Source organism: Ectorhizobium quercum (genome assembly GCF_026552795.1).
GTDB lineage: Bacteria > Pseudomonadota > Alphaproteobacteria > Rhizobiales > Rhizobiaceae > Ectorhizobium > Ectorhizobium quercum.
Window position 1 is genome coordinate 165,655 of record NZ_JANFPI010000006.1, and the last position, 17,119, is coordinate 182,773.

A 17,119-nucleotide genomic window follows, 5' to 3' on the forward strand; every position below is an offset into this window, starting at 1 on the left:
TCTAGACCCCGCTCATGCGAATTGCCACGGAAAAGCCCCGTGGACCCCTATTTCAGAGCGGAGAGCCCCATGAGCAAGCCGGGCAGGAACGGCCTCACCTACAGCGACGCAGGCGTGGATATCGACGCCGGCAATCTTCTCGTCGAGAAGATCAAGCCTGCCGTGCGCTCCACCCGGCGTCCCGGCGCGGACGGCGAGATCGGCGGTTTCGGCGGCCTGTTCGACCTCAAGGCCGCCGGCTTCACCGATCCGGTTCTGGTGGCCGCCAATGACGGGGTGGGCACCAAGCTAAAGATCGCCATCGACGCCGACTTCCATTCAACCGTCGGCATTGATCTGGTGGCCATGTGCGTCAACGACCTCGTGGTGCAGGGCGCCGAACCGCTGTTCTTCCTCGATTACTTCGCCACCGGCAAGCTCGACCCGGACCAGGGCGCCGATATCGTCTCCGGCATCGCCGCCGGCTGCCGCGAGGCGGGCTGCGCGCTGATCGGTGGCGAGACGGCGGAAATGCCCGGCATGTATGCCGGCGGCGATTACGACCTCGCCGGCTTCGCCGTCGGCGCGGCCGAGCGCGGCCACCTCCTGCCGGCGGGCGATATCGCCGAGGGCGACGTCATCATCGGCCTCACCTCGTCGGGCGTCCATTCCAACGGCTATTCGCTGGTGCGCAAGATCGTGGAGATGTCCGGCCTCGACTGGACCGCTCCCGCTCCGTTCATCGAAGGCAGGACGCTGGGCGAGGCGCTGCTGACGCCGACCCGCATCTATGTGAAGCCGATCCTCAAGGCCATCCGCGAGACGGGCGGCATCAAGGCGCTCGCCCACATCACCGGCGGCGGCTTTCCCGAAAACATTCCGCGCGTGCTGCCGAAGCACCTCGCCGCCGAGATCGACCTTGCGGCGATTTCGGTTCCGCCGGTCTTTTCCTGGCTGGCAAAGACAGGCGGCGTGGAGGCGACCGAAATGCTGCGCACCTTCAATTGCGGCATCGGCATGATCGCCGTCGTGTCCGCCGGGGACGAGCGCGCCGTGACCGCCGCGCTGGAAGCGAGCGGCGAAAAGGTCGTGTCGCTCGGCCGCATGACTGCCCGCGCGGAAGACGCGCCCGGCGTCGTCTACAAGGGCACGCTCGGCCTATGAGCGGGGCGGCGCGCAAGAAGGTCGCCGTTCTCATTTCCGGCAGCGGCTCGAACATGCTGGCACTGGCGAAAGCCGCCTCGGCGGTGGATTACCCGGCGGACATCGTCGGCGTAATCTCCGACAGGCCGGACGCCGGCGGTCTGGCGAAGGCTGCCGCGCTCGGCATTCCGACCGCCGCCTTCGCCCGCAAGGATTACGCCGGCAAGGCCGCGCACGAGGCGGCCATCCGCGCCGAACTCGAAAAACTGTCGCCCGACATCCTCTGCCTTGCCGGCTACATGCGCCTCCTGAGCGGCGATTTCATCCGCGCCTACGAGGGCCGGATCGTCAACATCCACCCTGCCCTGCTGCCGCTGTTTCCCGGCCTTCACACCCACCAGCGGGCGCTGGACGCCGGCATGCGGATCGCCGGCTGCACGGTTCACTTCGTCACCGAGGGCATGGACGAGGGTCCCATCGTCGCGCAGGCCGCCGTTCCTGTCCTGCCGGGCGACGATGCCGACACGCTTGCCGCCCGCGTGCTGACCGTCGAACACCGGATCTATCCGGCGGCGCTGAAGCTGTTCGCCGAGGGTAAGGTGAAGATGGAAGGCGGCAAGGCCGTGTTTACGGAAGGTCTCGTGGGCGACGAAACGCAGGCGATCGTCAGCGCCTGACCGGCGTTTGTCCCTTCCTACGGGCAGAACAATCGCACATGAGGTTTGCGACTCTTGCCTCTTCTCCCGGGCGGGGAGAAGGGAGAAGCCTCGATGTCTCCCATTCTCCACGCGATTGCCCTGCTTTACCTTTCGCCGGCAAGCGCCGCGGCAACCTCCTACCCGTCCTTCAGTTCCATGAAGCGAATGCGGTTGCCGAAGGGGTCGATGACCGTCACCTCCAGCCGTGTTCCCTCGTCCTCCAGCCCCGGCTTCATGTAGCGGTAGTCGCGGGCGGAAAGCTCGCGGTGAAGCGCGTGGATACCCTTCATGTAGACGACCACCGTGCCGCCGGGGGTTGCGTCGCCGGCATGTTCGGACAGGTGAAGCCGCAGGCCCCCGCGTGAAACCTGCGTGTAGAGCGGGAAATTCTCGCCGTAGCGATGCTCCCAATCCACCTTGAAGCCGAGAAAGCCGAGATAGAATTCGTGCGCCTTGGCGACGTCGAAAATCCGGACGATGGGCACGGCCGGTTCGAACGCCGCCGCTTCCGGCGGCGCGACGTCCCGCTCGATGCGAGCCGAAAAAATGTTCCAGTTCGCCAGCCCGAACTGGCGGGCGACGATCTCCAGCGTCTCGCTATGGGCAACCGTCAGGCCCTTGGCGGCCAGTTCCTCCCGCAGCGTTCTGGCCATGACTTTTGCATCGCGATAATCGCGCATATCCGTTCCCTCCGTCACGGCGAAGTCTTCGTCAGTATCCGCATTGCCGACGCCTTCGCCCGACCTTGAAACGGGTAAGGAATATCATGGGGAGGCGTTCGCCATGCCCTTGCGGGCGCGGACTGCCGGTCGCCTCCGACCGTGACGGAAAGCTAGCCCGGAAATCGGCATTCGTCCAGCGCAGCGCGGTTCATCATTGCCCATTGCAGCAGGATCACGGTCTTGGCGTCGCGGATTTCTCCGCTGCCGATCTTCGCGAAGGCCTCATCAAGGGGCAGTTCGACGAACTCGATATGTTCGCTCTCCGCGTCGAGCCCGCCGCCATTGGTGACACGGTCGGTGGGGCTGACGAAGGCGGCGAAAAGCGTGATCTTCTCCGTCAGCGTGCCGGGGCTTGCGAAAACGTCGAACAGGCGATGGGCCTCAGCGACGAAAAAGCCCGTCTCCTCGATGGCCTCGCGGCAGATCGCCTCGCCCGGCGCCTCGCCGTCCAGCAGCCCCGCCGGCACTTCGAGAAGGAAGGGATCGTCGCCCGCGACATAGGGACCGGTGCGGAACTGGCGGACCAGAACGACCACGCCGCGTGCCGCATCGTAAAGCAGGATGGCAGCGCCATGACCGTGATCGTGAACCTCGCGCACCAGATGCGCGACGCGGCCGTCCGGCAGCGTCTGGTCGATCTTCAGCTTCTCGACGTGGAGAAAGCCCCGGTAAAGGGTTTCGCGTTCCGTCACACGAATGCCGCCAGCCCGATCGCTCATGTCATTCCGCCCTTTCAAGCCAGACCTTGTTGTCATGAATGGCCGCGCCGCCATGCGGCGCCACCGGGTCCGCCCCGGTCAGCACGTTGATGCCCTCGCCATCGACATGCGCCTTGTTGGGCCACAGCCCCTCGGCGACGAGAACGCCGGGGCGGACGCTTTCGGTGACGCTCGCATGGATGCGCAAGTCGCCGCGCCGGTTGCCGATGCGCACCAGATCGCCGCTTGCGATGCCCAGCCGCTCGGCATCCTGCGGGTTCACCATCACTTCCGGACGCCCTTCCTTCTGCCGCGAGGTCTTCGTCTCGGCAAAGGTGGAATTGAGGAAATTGCGGGCCGGCGAGGTCGCCAGCCGGAACGGATGCTCCTCGTCGGCACTCTCGATGGTCTCCACATGGTCGGGAAAGACCGGCAAGGCTTCCAGCGGCCCGAGCAGGCCAACATTGGCCGGCGGACGGTTCGGCGCGCGGCCGTTCAACCAGTCCGGACGGAAGCGGAAGCGGCCGTCGGCATGGCCGAAGCCGTTCAGGTAATGCGCCTCCTCGAAGGAGGGCTGGCAGTCGAGCCAGTGCTCCTCCGTCAGCCGTTCGAATGTCGTGCCGGAGGGCCCGAGAAGCTGCGCGATATGCTCACGCTCCGTCAGCCCGAAGCCCGGTATGTGCGCGACGCCGAGGCGGCTGGCCAGTTCCTCGATGACGAAGAGATTGGTGCGCACGGTTGGCGGCGGCTCGACGATCTTCGGCCCCAGCAGGATGTGACTATGGCCGCCGCCGCGATAGATGTCGTCATGCTCCACGAACATGGTGGCCGGCAGCACGATATCCGCCATCTCCGCCGTCTCGGTCATGAACTGCTCATGCACGGCGACGAACAGGTCGCCGCGGGCGAAGCCGCGCTTCACCAGCCGCTGTTCCGGCGCGATGTTCATCGGGTTCGTGTTCTGGATGAGCAGCGCCGTCACGGGCCCGCGATGGCGCAGCGCCTCCGGGTCGCCGGTCAAAACGCGGCCGATCTGCGACTGGTCGAGCATGCGGATATCGGGATCGGCATAGGCCGTGCCCATTAGCATAGCCTTGTCGAAGCGGAAGATCTCGCCGTTGTTGTGGAAGGCGCCGCCGCCCTCGTGCTGCCAAGAGCCGAGGACCGTGGCGAGCGACAGCGCCGCATGCATGGCAACCGTGCCGTTGCGCTGGCGGGTGAAGCCGTAGCCGAGACGGAAGAAGGTCTTCCTCGTCTGCCCGACCAGCCGGGCGAAAGCCTCGATCTCCTCGACGGAGAGGCCGGTAATGGCCGCGGCCCATTCCGGCGTCTTCGTCTTCAGATGCGCCTCCAGCCCGGCGGGATCGTCGGCGAATTTCGCCATGTAATCGCGATCGGCATGGCCGTCGCGGAAGGCAATATGCATGGCGGCGCAGGCAAGGGCCGCATCCGTGCCGGGCCTGAGCACCAGCTTCAGGTCGGCCTGTTTCATCGTCGGGTTGTCGTAGATGTCGATGACGACGATCTTCGCACCGCGCTCCTTGCGCGCCTTCACCGCATGGGTCATGACGTTGACCTGCGTGGCGACCGCATTCGTGCCCCACAGCACCACGCAATCCGACTTGGCGATCTCGCGCGGGTCGGGGCCGCGCAAACTCCCGGTGCCGAGGACGTAGCCCGACCAGGCCATGTTGGTGCAGATCGTGCCCATGAAGCCGGAATAGCGTTTGGCGTGGCGCAGCCGCTCGATGGAATCGCGCTGCACCTGCCCCATCGTGCCGGCATAGAAATAGGGCCAGACGGCTTCGGGACCATGCGCGGCCTCGGCCTTCACGAAGGCTTCGGCCACCTCGTCCAGCGCCGCCTCCCAGGAAATCTCCTGCCAGCCGCCCTCGCCCTTGCCGCCCTTGCGGCGCTTCGGCGTCATCAGCCGGTCCGGGCTGTAGAGCCGCTCCGCGTAGCGGGCCACCTTGGCGCAGATGACGCCTGCCGTATACGTATTGGCATTGGAGCCGCGGAAGCGCCCGGCGCGGCCCTGCCCGTCCAGATCGACCTCCAGCGCGCAGGCGGAAGGACAGTCGTGCGGACAAACCGTATGGGCGACGGTCGATTTGGGGATAAGCGGGGTCGCAAGTGTCATGGCTTTTGTATAAGTCAAACGAAGGCGGGCCAGAAGAGCGATTTGCGCACGGCCCGGAAAAATCGGCAAGGCGGGCAGCGACATGAATTACCGGCACATCTATCACGCGGGCAATTTCGCCGACGTGCTGAAGCATTCGGTCTTCGCACTGCTGGTCCGCTACATGCAGAACAAGGACAAGGCCTTCCGCATCATCGACACCCATGCGGGCATCGGGCTTTACGACTTGACCTCGGAAGAGGCGCAGAAGACCGGCGAATGGCGCGACGGGATCGGCCGGCTTCTGGACGCCGAACTGCCCGAAAAGGCTGCCGGACTGCTTGCACCCTATCTCGACGCCGTGCGGAGCCTCAATCCGGACGGCGGCGTGCGCTACTATCCCGGATCACCGAAACTCGCCCGCATCCTGATGCGCCCGCAGGACCGGCTTTCGGCCATTGAGCTGCACCCCGACGACTGCCGCCGCCTTGCCCGCCTGTTCGAAGGCGATTTTCAGGTGCGCGTGACCGAACTCGACGGCTGGCTGTCGCTCGGCGCGCATCTGCCGCCCAAGGAAAAGCGCGGCATCGTCCTGGTCGACCCGCCCTTCGAGGCCGAGGGGGAATACGAACGGCTGGCGGACGGCCTGGCCCGGGCATACCGGCGCTTTGCCAGCGGCACCTATTGCCTGTGGTATCCGGTCAAGAAGGGCGCGCCGGTCCGGGAGTTCCACGAGGCGCTCAAGGCGCTCGACATTCCCAAGATGCTGTGCGCCGAACTGCTGGTGCGCTCCGACCGGGAAACGACCGGCCTCACCGGCTCCGGCCTCGTCATCGTCAACCCGCCCTACACGCTGAAGGACGAGCTGCACGCGCTGCTTCCCGTCCTCAAGGACAGGCTGGCGCTCGACCGCTTCGCGTCGCAGCGCGCCTTCTGGCTCAGGGGCGAGGAATAGGCCTGCCCGTTTTCACGATTCCCGCGGCGGCCGTCGGCTTTGCCGTGAACTGCGACCGCTCGAAGAACAGGATGACGAAGAGCGCGCCGATGAACGGGATGATCAGGTAGAACAGCCGGAAGACCAGAAGCGCGACGACGACGTCGGCGGGGTCCATGTCAGGCAATCCCATGACGAAGACCAGTTCCAGCACGCCCAGCCCGCCCGGCGCGTGCGAGATCAGCGCCGCCGAGAACGACACCAGGAAGATGCCGAGGACGACGACGAAACCGGGGTTGCCGGCTTCCGGCAGGGCGAAATAGATGATTCCCGCCGCGCCGATCAGTTCCAGCGGCCCGATGACCAGTTGCCGGGCGACGATCGGCGGCGACGGATAGACGATCGACAGAGGCCCGATCTTCAGCGGGCGCAGCTTGAGAAAGCTGCCGGCGACGTAGAGCGCGACGATGGTCAGCAACGCGACGCCCGTCACCGTCGAGAACTCCATCGGCAGCACCTCGCTGAAGCGGGCGAGAATATCCGGTTCGAAGACGAGGATCAGGCCGGCGAGGAAGATCACTCCAAGCGCGAACGTGCCGGAGCAGAGCGCGACCAGAACGCCGATCTCCGCCGCCGAAAGGCCGCGCGACACATAAGCCCGGTATCGCACCACGGCGCCGGAGACGACCGAGGCGCCGACATTGTGCGACAGCGCATAGGTGGTGAAGGAGCAGAGCGTGATGAAAAGCCAGTGCACCTTCCGCTTCAGGTGCAGCAGCGCGATATGATCGTAGCCTGCGAGTGCTGCATAGGCGAGAAGCGTGCTGGCCCCGGACAGAAGCCAGCCGGACAACGGAATGGCCGCAAATCCCTCCTTGAGATCGGCAAAGGATATTCCCCTCAATTCATGATAGAGGAGCCAGACGGAAAAACCGATCGTCGCCAGGCCCACCACGGGCCAGAGGTATTTCTTCACTGCCATTATCCTGCGCTTTCGTTCCCTTCCGGGCTTGAGAATCCGTTATCGTGCTTCGGAATCAGTGTATGCGGCGGCGCATCGGGATTTCAACTGCCCATCTCAGCACGAACACGTCAACGATCGCTTCAAATCACGGCAACAGGATGTTAGGAGCATTTCCAGCAAAAATGTGAAACGGTTTTGCGTCGGGAAATGCGTACAAACAAAGAAGTGGAGCGTTCTCGCGTTTCCGGGAAAAGCAGAAATTCTCCGGAAGCGCCTGTACGGAATCGAATGCCGAACCGGCCACGCCAGGAAAGCCGGACGGGAAAGGACGCCCTGCATTGCCCGTAACGCTCAGAAAGGCGCTGCCGCTGGTTCTTGCCGCCGTCTTCGCGCTCGGCGCCTATCTTCAGGATCGCGCGGGCACCGACCGGACAGCGGATGCGCCGGCTGCCGACGGCGACACCGCCCCGACGCCGGACCGGGCGCCCGCACAGGTTCCGGCCGGTTCCGGTTTCGATTTCTACGTGCTTTCCCTGTCGTGGTCGCCGACCTTCTGCCAAAGCGGCCAGGCGCGGGACGGCGACCCGCAATGCGACCCGGGCAGGGCGCGTGGCTTCGTGGTACACGGGCTCTGGCCCCAGAACGAGCGCGGATATCCCGAGTTCTGCCCCAGTAGCGAGCCGCAACGGGTGCCCGCCGCCATCGGCCGCGAACTGTCGACCTTCATGCCGTCGATGGGGCTGATCGGCCATCAGTGGCGCAAGCACGGCACCTGTAGCGGACTGTCGCAGCGCGAATATTTCTCCGTGCTGGCCGCCGCCTTCGGACGGCTCGAAATTCCCAAGCCGTATTCGGACGGCAGAACGGCGGGGACTGTTTCGCCAGGTGCTCTCGAACAGGCCTTCATCGATGCCAATCCCGGGCTTTCGCCGGGCGGCATCGCCGTGACCTGCGACGGCCGCCGCCTGGAGGAGATCCGCATCTGCATGACCCGCGACCTGCGGTTTCGCGACTGCCGGGAGGTTGACCAGCGGGCCTGCCGGATCGACACCGTCACAATTCCAACCGCCAGATAAGGAAACCGCCATGAAGCTGCTCTATTCGTCCGCGTCGCCCTATTCCTCCAAGGTTCGCATGGCCGCCCATCATGCGGGGATCGCCATCGAATCCGAGAAGGTCGTGACCAGTGACGATCCCGCCCTGCTGATCGACAACAATCCGCTCGGCAAGATCCCGACGCTGGTGATCGGCAACGGCCAGTCCGTCTACGACAGCGTGGCGATCAACCGCCACCTCGACCGCCTGTCGGGCGGCAAGCTCTATCCCGCCGACGCCGAGGCAGGTCTTCGCGCCGATGTGCTGGAAGCGCTGGGCGACGGGATCGCCGATTGCCTTCTCGCCATCCAGTACGAACACCGCATGCGTCCGCCCGAGAAGGTCTATCAGGGCTGGATCGACAAGCAATGGACCAAGGCCGGCCGGGCGCTCGACGCGCTGAACGCCAATCCGCCCGCCTTCGGCGAAACGCTGACCGCCGGCGATTTCGCCCTCGCCGCCACGCTCGGCTATCTCGCCCTGCGCTTTCCCGGCCCGTGGGAGGAAGGCCGCGCAAACCTTCTGAACTGGATCGCCGAATTCGAGAAGCGCTTCCCGGCCTGGACCGAACTGAAGCCTCTGGCATCCTGAAACACCGCCTGCCGAAAACACAAAAGCCGGGCTTGCGCCCGGCTCCTGCGTACCTGATGACAGATCAGGATCAGAACTTCATGCCGAGACCGACCTTGACCGAATGATCGTCGAAGTCGACCTTGTGGCGGGTACCGCCGAGGTTGAAGTTCTTGGCCTGGTAGTCCGAGTAGCGATACTCGACGCGGGCCGTGATCTTGTCGGTGACGAAGCCTTCGACACCGGCGCCGACCGTGTAGCCGACCGCCGTGCGGTCGTCGGAACCGGCAGCGCTCTTCAGCTTGTTGTTCGAAACGGCGAGACCGGCCGTGCCGTACACGAGGACGGGGTTCAGGTCGTAACCGATGCGGCCACGCAGAGAGCCGTTGACGCCCTGCTTGCCTTCGATGCCCGGAGCGGCAAGAGCGTCTTCGCCGTTGTAGCCGATGTCGGCTTCACCACCGTAGACGACCTGACCGTCCTGGAGGTTGTAACCGCCATAGACGGAACCGCCGAACGCCTTGGCGTCATAGTCCTTCTGACCGCCGAAACGGCCCCAGTCGTGCTGAAGCGTCACACCGCCGTAAGCGCCGGCCCAGTTACCGACCGGTGCGGCGACCGGCTCGTTGGCAACCGGAGCTTCCGGAACCTCATAGATGGCATCGGCGGCATGGGCGCTGGTGAACGCGGCAGCGGCCACGGTGGAAGCCAGCAGGGTTGCAATAATGGTACGCATTGTCTTCTCCTTTTCGGACCGCATCGCTCTGAACACATCACATTGGCAACTACGGTATCTCTAACGGATCATCCCGTCTGTCCGAGGATGTATTTTGAATCAAATTGAGGATTTGAAAGAGCCAAAATGTGAAATCATTGTGGCATATCCATGTTCATAAATGGATGTTGCTGTGTCGCAACAGGTTTTTTATTAACCATAACAAAGTGTAAACACAGCAATATTTCGTGATCCTCAATTTATTCTACAACAACCCCACCTCGACTTTCTGTATAAAATTTCCACGCAACTGGATAACGCGCTATTCAATCCAAGGTTCCAGCAATTATATGCGTTTAACGATGTAAAACGACGCGGAGGGCCAAGACTTTGCAGAATGTAAGACAGCCGACTGCACTGGTAACGGGCGGCGCAAGGCGGATCGGCCGGGCAATCGTCGAAGGATTGGCCGAACAAGGCTTTGCGGTGGCGATCCATGCCAACAGGTCGATTGACGAAGCGCAAGAACTGTCCGGTACGCTCAACCGGGCCGGCGGGCGCACGGTCGCCCTCGCCGCCGATCTGGAGGACACCGGCGCCACCGGCACGTTGATCGCCCGCGCCGCCGCGGCGCTGGGGCCGGTCGACCTCCTCGTCAACAACGCCTCGACCTTTCGCAACGACGAGGCCACGACGTTCGATGCACGGACCTTCGACGCCCATTTCGCCGTGCATGTCCGCGCACCGTCCATTCTGGCCGCCGCCTTCGCCCGCGCCCTGCCCGGCGATCGACACGGCCTGATCGTCAACGTCATCGACCAGCGGGTCTGGGCGCTCACTCCGCGCTTCTATACCTATACGCTGTCCAAGGCCGCGCTCTGGACGGCAACGCAGACGCTGGCCCAGGCCCTGGCGCCACGCATCCGCGTCAATGCCATCGGGCCTGGACCGAGCATGAGGGGCGAGCGGCAGGCGGAGACCGATTTCCAGGCGCAGGTCGACGGCGTCATCCTGAAGCGCGGGCCGGCGCCGGATGAATTTGCACGGACGATCCGTTTTCTTTATGAAACGCCTTCGATCACCGGGCAGATGATCGCGCTTGACGGCGGCCAGCATCTGGCCTGGGAAACGCCCGACGTGGCAGGAATTTCGGAATGACGGCAGGCAAGGTCCCGGACGGGGGCATTCTCTACGACGAGAAGGACGACGACGACGATTCCGGCGTGGCCGAATCGCTTACGCCCGCGTCCGCGCCTGCCGTGGACTGGGCCGAGGGCTGGAAGAACGAGACCGGCCTGACCGGCGCCGACCTCATCGCCGAATTCGTCAAGCACCTGCCGAATGCGCCGGGCGTCTACCGCATGGTGAACGCAGCGGGCGACGTGCTCTACGTCGGCAAGGCGCGCTCGCTGAAAAAGCGCGTCGGCAATTATGCGCAGGGCCGCGTTCATTCCAACCGGATCGCCCGCATGGTGCGCGAAACGGCGAACATGGAGTTCGTCACCACCCGCACCGAGACGGAAGCGCTTCTGCTGGAAGCGAACCTGATCAAGCGCCTCAGGCCCCGCTTCAACGTGCTTCTGCGCGACGACAAGTCGTTTCCCTACATCCTCATCACCAGCCACGACGAAGCGCCGGCCATCTACAAGCATCGCGGCGCGCGCGCGCGCAAGGGCGACTATTTCGGGCCGTTCGCCTCGGCCGGCGCGGTCGGCCGCACCATCAATTCCCTGCAACGCGCCTTCCTGATCCGCACCTGCACCGATTCGGTCTACGAGACCCGCACCCGTCCCTGTCTTCTGCACCAGATCAAGCGCTGTTCCGCCCCCTGCACCGGCGAAATCTCGAAGGAGGACTATGCGGTGCTGGTGCGCGAGGCGAAGGACTTCCTTTCCGGCAAGAGCCAGAGGGTGAAGGAGGAAATGGCCAGATCGATGAACGCGGCGGCCGAAGACCTCGATTTCGAGCGCGCGGCGGTGTTCCGCGACCGTCTGGCCGCGCTCTCCCATGTCCAGAGCCATCAGGGCATCAACCCGGCGGGCATCGAGGAGGCGGACGTCTTCGGCATCCACCACGAGGGCGGGCTTTCCTGCATCCAGGTCTTCTTCTTCCGCACCGGCCAGAACTGGGGCAACAGGGCCTATTTCCCGAAGGCCGACCCGTCGCTTTCGAGTGCGGAAGTGCTCGGCGCCTTCCTCGCGCAATTCTACGACGACAAGCCGGTGCCGCGCCAGATCCTGCTGCCCGGCGAGATCGAGGAGCGCGAACTGCTCGCGCTCGCCCTTTCGGAAAAGAGCGGCCACAAGGTTTCGATCCTCGTGCCGCAGCGGGGCGAGAAGAAGGATATCGTCAGTCACGTCGAGGCGAATGCCCGCGAGGCGCACGGACGCCGGCTGGCCGAGACCGCCTCGCAGGAACGGCTGCTGAAGGGCTTTGCCGAAACCTTCGCCCTGCCCTACACCCCGCGCCGCATCGAGATCTACGACAACTCGCATATCATGGGCACGAACGCGGTGGGCGGCATGGTGGTCGCCGGGCCGGAGGGCTTCGTGAAGAACCAGTACCGCAAGTTCAACATCCGCTCGACCGACATCACGCCGGGCGACGACTTCGGCATGATGCGCGAAGTTATGACGCGGCGCTTCCAGCGGCTCATCAAGGAGGAAGGCATTCCCGACCGGACACAGCCGCCGGCGGAAGACGAAGCCTTTCCCGCCTGGCCGGACGTGATCCTGATCGATGGCGGTCAGGGCCAGATGACGGCGGTGCGGGCGATTCTCACCGATCTGGGCATCGCCGACGCCGTGACGGCCATCGGCGTCGCCAAGGGGGCCGACCGCGAAGCCGGGCGCGAGCGGTTCTTCGCCGCCGGCCGGCCGGATTTCTCGCTGCCGCCGCGCGACCCGGTTCTCTATTTCATCCAGCGCCTGCGCGACGAGGCGCACCGCTTCGCCATCGGCTCGCACCGCGCTCGCCGCAAGAAGGAGATGGTCCGCAACCCGCTCGACGAGATCGCCGGCATCGGCCCGTCGCGCAAGCGCGCGCTGCTCCAGCATTTCGGCACGGCGAAGGCGGTTTCGCGCGCGGCCCTCACCGACCTGATGACGGTCGAAGGCATTTCGGAAACGGTGGCCCGGCAGATTTACAATCACTTCAACGAGAATGGTGCAGACAGAGTTTGAAAAATTCGTATTCACTGCATATTTGCGGAACATGAGAGTCGTTGACCGACCCCGGCCGCGCAACGCATCCTTCCGGCTGACAGAGAGCACATAATGGCATCCCGCGCTTACAGCATCCCCAACCTGCTCACCTACGGCCGGATTCTGGCTGTCCCCTTCATCGTTCTCTGTTTCTTCATCGAGGGCAGACTGGCCAGTTCCGACTTCGCCCGGTGGACGGCGCTCGGCATCTTCGTGCTTGCCTCGATCACCGATTTCCTCGACGGCTACCTGGCGCGCATCTGGAACCAGACCTCGAATATCGGGCGGATGCTCGATCCGATCGCCGACAAGCTTCTCGTCGCCTCCGTACTGCTCCTGATGGCTGCGGACGGCACGATCGCAGGCTGGTCGGTCTGGGCGGCGATCATCATCCTGTGCCGCGAAATCCTTGTCTCGGGCCTGCGCGAATATCTCGCCGCGCTCAAGGTTTCCGTGCCGGTCACGCGCATCGCCAAATGGAAGACGACGATCCAGATGGTGGCCATTGCCTTCCTTCTGGCTGGCCCGGCGGGCGAGACCGTTCTTCCCTACACGGTCGAACTGGGCATTCTGCTGCTGTGGATCGCAGCACTGCTGACCATGTATACCGGTTACGACTATTTCCGCGCCGGCCTGAAACACATCATCGTGGAAGAATGATGCCGGTGCGGCTCGTCTATTTCGCCTGGATTCGTGAACGCATCGGCAAGCGGGACGAGGAACTCGCCCTGCCCGCCTCGGTCGTCACCGTCGGCGACCTGATTGCGCATCTGGCCACGCTCGGCGAGGACTATGCCGCAGCCTTCGAGGTGCCGAAGGTGATCCGCGCCGCCATCGACGAGGAACTGGTGGAGCATGACGAGCCGATCGCCGGCGCACGCGAGATCGGGCTGTTTCCGCCGATGACGGGTGGGTGAGGAGCGATTCGGCGAAGCCGAAGCCATCGATCCCGAGAATCGATTGCAGCGACGAACGCCCTGAGCCGAGCGAAGGGCCGGCAGGCAACAAACGCCCTCAGCCTTGGCGAAGAGACCGCAGGAAAAGGATAATGGCGATCATCACCACCCGCGTTCAGTCCCAGGATTTCGACGCCGCCGCCGAATATGAGGCGCTTCGGGCCGGAACGCCCGGCGCCGGCGCGCTCGTGTCCTTCACCGGCCTTTGCCGCGACGAAGGCGGGCGGCTTTCAGCGCTGGAACTGGAACACTATCCCGGCATGGCGGAAAAGGCGCTCGAACGCATCGCCCGCGCCGCGGCAGCACGCTTTGGCCTCCTCGGCCTCGCCGTCGTCCATCGCCACGGCGTCATTCCCGCAGGCGGCAACATCGTGCTGGTCATCGCCGCCGCCGGCCACCGCAAGGCCGCCTTCGAGGCTGCAAGCTTCGTGATGGACCACCTGAAGACCGACGCGCCGTTCTGGAAGAAGGAGCACGGGGCAGAGGGCGAAGGCGCATGGGTGGAGGCGCGCAGGAGCGACGATGCCGAGCGCGACCAGTGGAACGACGCGGGCTCGTAAGCCGGATCCCGACGCTTGAAACGGGGTGGACGGCGCCGTTTCGTTCGGATCATTGTATATGATGCAAAGCTTGCGGCTCTTTCCCCTTCTCCCCGCGGGGGAGAAGGAGAAGCCGCACCGTCTGCGTTCCATATGCGATGACTTTCCGAATCCCACAGGAATAATACCGTCCGTTTCAAAGCGTCGTCGTCTTCGGAAGCAGTTCCTTGTCGTCGTTGGTGCTCATGGCGTTGCCTCGCCATTCGAACGTATATCCGACCCAGCCTTCCACCCATACGCAGGGCAGAAGCAGGTCGCGGACAACCGCCGCCAACAGCATGGACGGGCCGGCCGGCCAGCGGTAGGCGCGGGCGAGAAGATATTCGGCCGCATACCAGACGAAGGCCAGCAGCGGCAGGGTCCAGAAATCCAGTTCCCCCATCGCCACAAGCGCAATGGCGGCGGCCGCCGCAGGCACGAAGCCGGTGAAAATTTCCGCGAAGAACGCCAGCGGAAACGACGACCGGCGCAACCGCGCCCAGCGCACCTGCCGGCGCCAGACATCGGCGAAGCGCCGGTAGCCCAGCGGCTGCGCGAAAGGCCGGCGCACAAGCCTGACCCTGCGGCCGAAACGGTGAGCCGCCTTCGTCGCCGCTGCATCCTCCGCCGCTTCCGCCGCAAGCGCGGCCAGACCGCCCATGTCCTCCATGTCGCTACGCCGCATGGCAATCGTCTTTCCCTGCGCGAAAGCGATGCCGAGTTCATCGGCGAGCAACTGCCAGCGCGCCTGATACGTATTGAGGAAAGCCGCCTCCAGCTCGGCGGAAAAGCCTTCCACATGCGTTCCGACAGGCGGCGAGCAGACGAAAGCCGTGCGCGCGTCGCGGACATGCTCTATCTCGTCGAGATAGGAGGGCGGCACGAGAAGGTTGCTGTCGGACATGACGATACGGTCGTATCGGGCCGCGTTCCATCCCTTGACGACATTGTTGAGCTTGGGATTGGTGCTGATGCGCTCGTCCCCGACCAGAATGCGCGCATCGCGATCCGGATAGTCGGCGAGGATGCCGCGCAGGAAAGGGATCACCGGGTCGTCCGCCCGGGCAACGCAGAACAGAACCTCGTAGCGCGGATGGTCCAGCATCAGCACCGAACGCACGGTCGCGTCGAGATGGTTCTCGATGCCGCAGCACGGACGCAGGATGGTCGTGCCCTCCCCGTCACCGGGCAATGGAACCGGCCCCGGGCGCCGCCGGCGGGCGAGAACCAGGCCGATGCTGGTCATCTGGGCAAACAGGGCAAGCCCCAGGAAGGCTGACAGGGCCAGAATCATCATCGTCACGCACCTGCTCCAGAAAGCACGGAACGCATATTGCCACAGAATCGCATCGATATCTCCTGTCTTGTTGGCCCCGAGAATGCGACGCTTGTTTTACAGAAATTTAGCAGGCGGCCAACGGCTTGCGAATAAACGCAAAAAAGCCGGGACGAGCCCGGCTTTTCCAAGGAATTCCGCGGAAATATTACAGGTTCAGCCGACGATTTCCGTCTGGGAGAACCAGTAGGCGATTTCCTCGGCAGCGGTTTCCGGGGCATCGGAACCGTGAACGGAGTTTTCGCCGATGGACAGGGCGAACAGCTTGCGGATCGTGCCTTCGGCAGCCTGGGCCGGGTTGGTGGCGCCCATGATCTCGCGATTCTTGAGGATGGCGTTTTCACCTTCCAGAACCTGAACGATGGTCGGGCCGGCAGTCATGGAGTCGACCAGTTCGCCGAAGAAGGGGCGTTCCTTGTGAACGGCGTAGAAGCCTTCGGCTTCGCGCTTGCTCATCCAGACGCGCTTGGAAGCGACGACGCGCAGGCCGTTTTCTTCAAAAATCTTGGTGATGGCGCCGGTCAGGTTGCGCTTGGTGGCATCCGGCTTGATCATCGAAAAGGTGCGTTCAATCGCCATGTCAGTCAGTCCTCTCGGTGGGAATTCGGGCGGTAATTACCCGCCATCCCGCCGGAAAACAAGGGCCTTGCGGCAATTTCACGCCGGCGTCACACTTCGCCCGAGCCCGCCGTGGAGGTCGAGCATCCGTTCGAACCAGTCGGAAGCGGGATCATCCGGCAGGAAGGGCACACTTCCGGCCGTGATCCGCAGCCATTGCAACGCACCGAAAAGGATGTAATCGGCGAAAAGCGGCCCTTCCCCGCCCAGGAAAGGCTGGAAGCGCAGCATGTGGCGAAGCGGCTGGAGGCGTGCGGCAAAAGCCGCCGCCGCGTCCGCCGCTTCCGCATCGATCTCTTCCAGCGTCCGGCCGAGCAGCGCCTCGCGGCTCGCGCGGAAATAGGCGCGGTCCCTGTCGTCCAGCATGTCGTGGATGCGCAGCAGCGCAATCGCCGTCACCGCCGGATGGATCTGCGTCTGCGACCAGCCCTCGACGAAGCGGGCCGTGGCCTCGCCGCCCGGCCCCTCGAACAGCGACGGGCGGTCGGGATAGACCTCCTCGAGATAGCGGGCGATGGCGAAACTGTCGGACACGAGCCGCTCGCCGTCGCGCAGGATCGGCACCGTCTTCGAAAACCCGTCCTCCAGCTGCGGAATGGCGGTGAAGGGCACGGGCCTTTCGGTGAATTCCAGCCCCTTGTGGGCCAGCGCCATCGCCACCTTCCAGCAATGCGGCGAGAAGGGGCGGTCCGCGTCGCTGCCGCAAAGGGTGTAGAGAATGCGTGTCATACCGGCTCCCGTTTTTTTCGTTTCATCCGGATTGAACGGCACGTCTCCGGCAAAATCAAATC

At 64.3% G+C, this 17,119-nt stretch carries 18 protein-coding genes; 10 read left to right on the plus strand and 8 right to left on the minus strand.

Annotated features, from left to right (window positions below; translation table 11 throughout):
- The first annotated feature begins 69 nt into the window (after positions 1-69).
- Positions 70-1,143 (plus strand): phosphoribosylformylglycinamidine cyclo-ligase, encoded by a 1,074-nt coding sequence (gene purM / locus NOF55_RS17995; protein ID WP_306412500.1) that lies wholly within the window; start codon positions 70-72, stop codon positions 1,141-1,143.
- Entirely contained in the window at positions 1,140-1,799 is a 660-nt protein-coding gene (gene purN / locus NOF55_RS18000; RefSeq protein ID WP_306412501.1) for a phosphoribosylglycinamide formyltransferase, read from the plus strand. Before purM ends, purN begins: the two co-directional genes overlap by 4 nt.
- 158 nt (positions 1,800-1,957) lie before the next feature.
- On the opposite strand, the gene NOF55_RS18005 is transcribed toward purN, so the two are convergent.
- The 3 genes from NOF55_RS18005 to NOF55_RS18015 all read right to left on the minus strand — a co-directional run bounded on the left by NOF55_RS18005 (position 1,958) and on the right by NOF55_RS18015 (position 5,380).
- The gene (locus tag NOF55_RS18005) at positions 1,958-2,500 is read right to left on the minus strand and encodes a glyoxalase superfamily protein (RefSeq protein WP_306412502.1); all 543 of its coding nucleotides are present in this window, start codon (positions 2,498-2,500) and stop codon (positions 1,958-1,960) included.
- Positions 2,501-2,652: 152 nt separating this feature from the next.
- Positions 2,653-3,261, minus strand: a complete 609-nt coding sequence (locus NOF55_RS18010) for an NUDIX domain-containing protein (protein ID WP_306412503.1) — start codon at positions 3,259-3,261, stop codon at positions 2,653-2,655.
- Position 3,262: 1 nt separating this feature from the next.
- The gene (locus tag NOF55_RS18015) at positions 3,263-5,380 is read right to left on the minus strand and encodes a molybdopterin-containing oxidoreductase family protein (protein ID WP_306412504.1); all 2,118 of its coding nucleotides are present in this window, start codon (positions 5,378-5,380) and stop codon (positions 3,263-3,265) included.
- A gap of 82 nt (positions 5,381-5,462) precedes the next feature.
- Between NOF55_RS18015 and NOF55_RS18020 the strand changes: the two genes are divergently transcribed.
- Positions 5,463-6,314 (plus strand): 23S rRNA (adenine(2030)-N(6))-methyltransferase RlmJ, encoded by an 852-nt coding sequence (locus NOF55_RS18020; protein WP_306412505.1) that lies wholly within the window; start codon positions 5,463-5,465, stop codon positions 6,312-6,314.
- Here the strand turns inward: NOF55_RS18020 and NOF55_RS18025 are convergent.
- Positions 6,298-7,275 carry a putative bifunctional lysylphosphatidylglycerol flippase/synthetase gene (locus NOF55_RS18025; protein ID WP_306412506.1) on the minus strand — a complete coding sequence of 326 codons (978 nt, stop codon included), beginning with the start codon at positions 7,273-7,275 and terminating at the stop codon, positions 6,298-6,300. The two genes, NOF55_RS18020 and NOF55_RS18025, sit on opposite strands and share 17 nt — an antisense overlap.
- A 320-nt stretch (positions 7,276-7,595) precedes the next feature.
- On the opposite strand from NOF55_RS18025, the gene NOF55_RS18030 reads away from it, so the two are divergent.
- Together NOF55_RS18030 and NOF55_RS18035 are read left to right on the plus strand one after the other, a co-directional pair.
- Entirely contained in the window at positions 7,596-8,333 is a 738-nt protein-coding gene (locus NOF55_RS18030; RefSeq protein WP_306412507.1) for a ribonuclease T2 family protein, read from the plus strand.
- A gap of 10 nt (positions 8,334-8,343) precedes the next feature.
- Positions 8,344-8,943: a glutathione S-transferase family protein gene (locus NOF55_RS18035; protein ID WP_306412508.1), complete on the plus strand. Its 600-nt coding sequence runs from the start codon at positions 8,344-8,346 to the stop codon at positions 8,941-8,943.
- A 70-nt stretch (positions 8,944-9,013) separates the two neighbouring features.
- Here NOF55_RS18035 and NOF55_RS18040 read toward each other — a convergent pair whose 3' ends face one another.
- Positions 9,014-9,658 carry an outer membrane protein gene (locus tag NOF55_RS18040; RefSeq protein WP_306412509.1) on the minus strand — a complete coding sequence of 215 codons (645 nt, stop codon included), beginning with the start codon at positions 9,656-9,658 and terminating at the stop codon, positions 9,014-9,016.
- Between the two features lie 369 nt (positions 9,659-10,027).
- Here NOF55_RS18040 and NOF55_RS18045 point away from each other — a divergent pair, with 369 nt between their 5' ends.
- From NOF55_RS18045 to NOF55_RS18065, 5 genes are all read left to right on the plus strand, one after another.
- Positions 10,028-10,795: an SDR family oxidoreductase gene (locus tag NOF55_RS18045; RefSeq protein ID WP_306412510.1), complete on the plus strand. Its 768-nt coding sequence runs from the start codon at positions 10,028-10,030 to the stop codon at positions 10,793-10,795.
- Complete coding sequence (gene uvrC, locus NOF55_RS18050; RefSeq protein ID WP_306412511.1) at positions 10,792-12,819, plus strand: excinuclease ABC subunit UvrC; 2,028 nt, start codon at positions 10,792-10,794, stop codon at positions 12,817-12,819. Before NOF55_RS18045 ends, uvrC begins: the two co-directional genes overlap by 4 nt.
- Before the next feature lie 93 nt (positions 12,820-12,912).
- Positions 12,913-13,500 (plus strand): CDP-diacylglycerol--glycerol-3-phosphate 3-phosphatidyltransferase, encoded by a 588-nt coding sequence (pgsA, locus tag NOF55_RS18055; protein WP_306412512.1) that lies wholly within the window; start codon positions 12,913-12,915, stop codon positions 13,498-13,500.
- Positions 13,500-13,757 (plus strand): molybdopterin converting factor subunit 1, encoded by a 258-nt coding sequence (gene moaD / locus NOF55_RS18060; RefSeq protein ID WP_306412513.1) that lies wholly within the window; start codon positions 13,500-13,502, stop codon positions 13,755-13,757. Before pgsA ends, moaD begins: the two co-directional genes overlap by 1 nt.
- A gap of 131 nt (positions 13,758-13,888) precedes the next feature.
- Positions 13,889-14,356: a molybdenum cofactor biosynthesis protein MoaE gene (locus NOF55_RS18065; protein WP_306412514.1), complete on the plus strand. Its 468-nt coding sequence runs from the start codon at positions 13,889-13,891 to the stop codon at positions 14,354-14,356.
- Between the two features lie 175 nt (positions 14,357-14,531).
- On the opposite strand, the gene NOF55_RS18070 is transcribed toward NOF55_RS18065, so the two are convergent.
- From NOF55_RS18070 to NOF55_RS18080, 3 genes are all read right to left on the minus strand, one after another.
- Positions 14,532-15,671 (minus strand): glycosyltransferase, encoded by a 1,140-nt coding sequence (locus NOF55_RS18070; protein ID WP_306412670.1) that lies wholly within the window; start codon positions 15,669-15,671, stop codon positions 14,532-14,534.
- Between the two features lie 195 nt (positions 15,672-15,866).
- The gene (gene ndk / locus NOF55_RS18075) at positions 15,867-16,289 is read right to left on the minus strand and encodes a nucleoside-diphosphate kinase (RefSeq protein ID WP_306412515.1); all 423 of its coding nucleotides are present in this window, start codon (positions 16,287-16,289) and stop codon (positions 15,867-15,869) included.
- A 78-nt stretch (positions 16,290-16,367) separates the two neighbouring features.
- A complete protein-coding gene (locus NOF55_RS18080; RefSeq protein ID WP_306412516.1) occupies positions 16,368-17,057 on the minus strand; it encodes a glutathione S-transferase family protein in 690 nt (229 codons plus the stop codon).
- Positions 17,058-17,119: the final 62 nt, after the last annotated feature.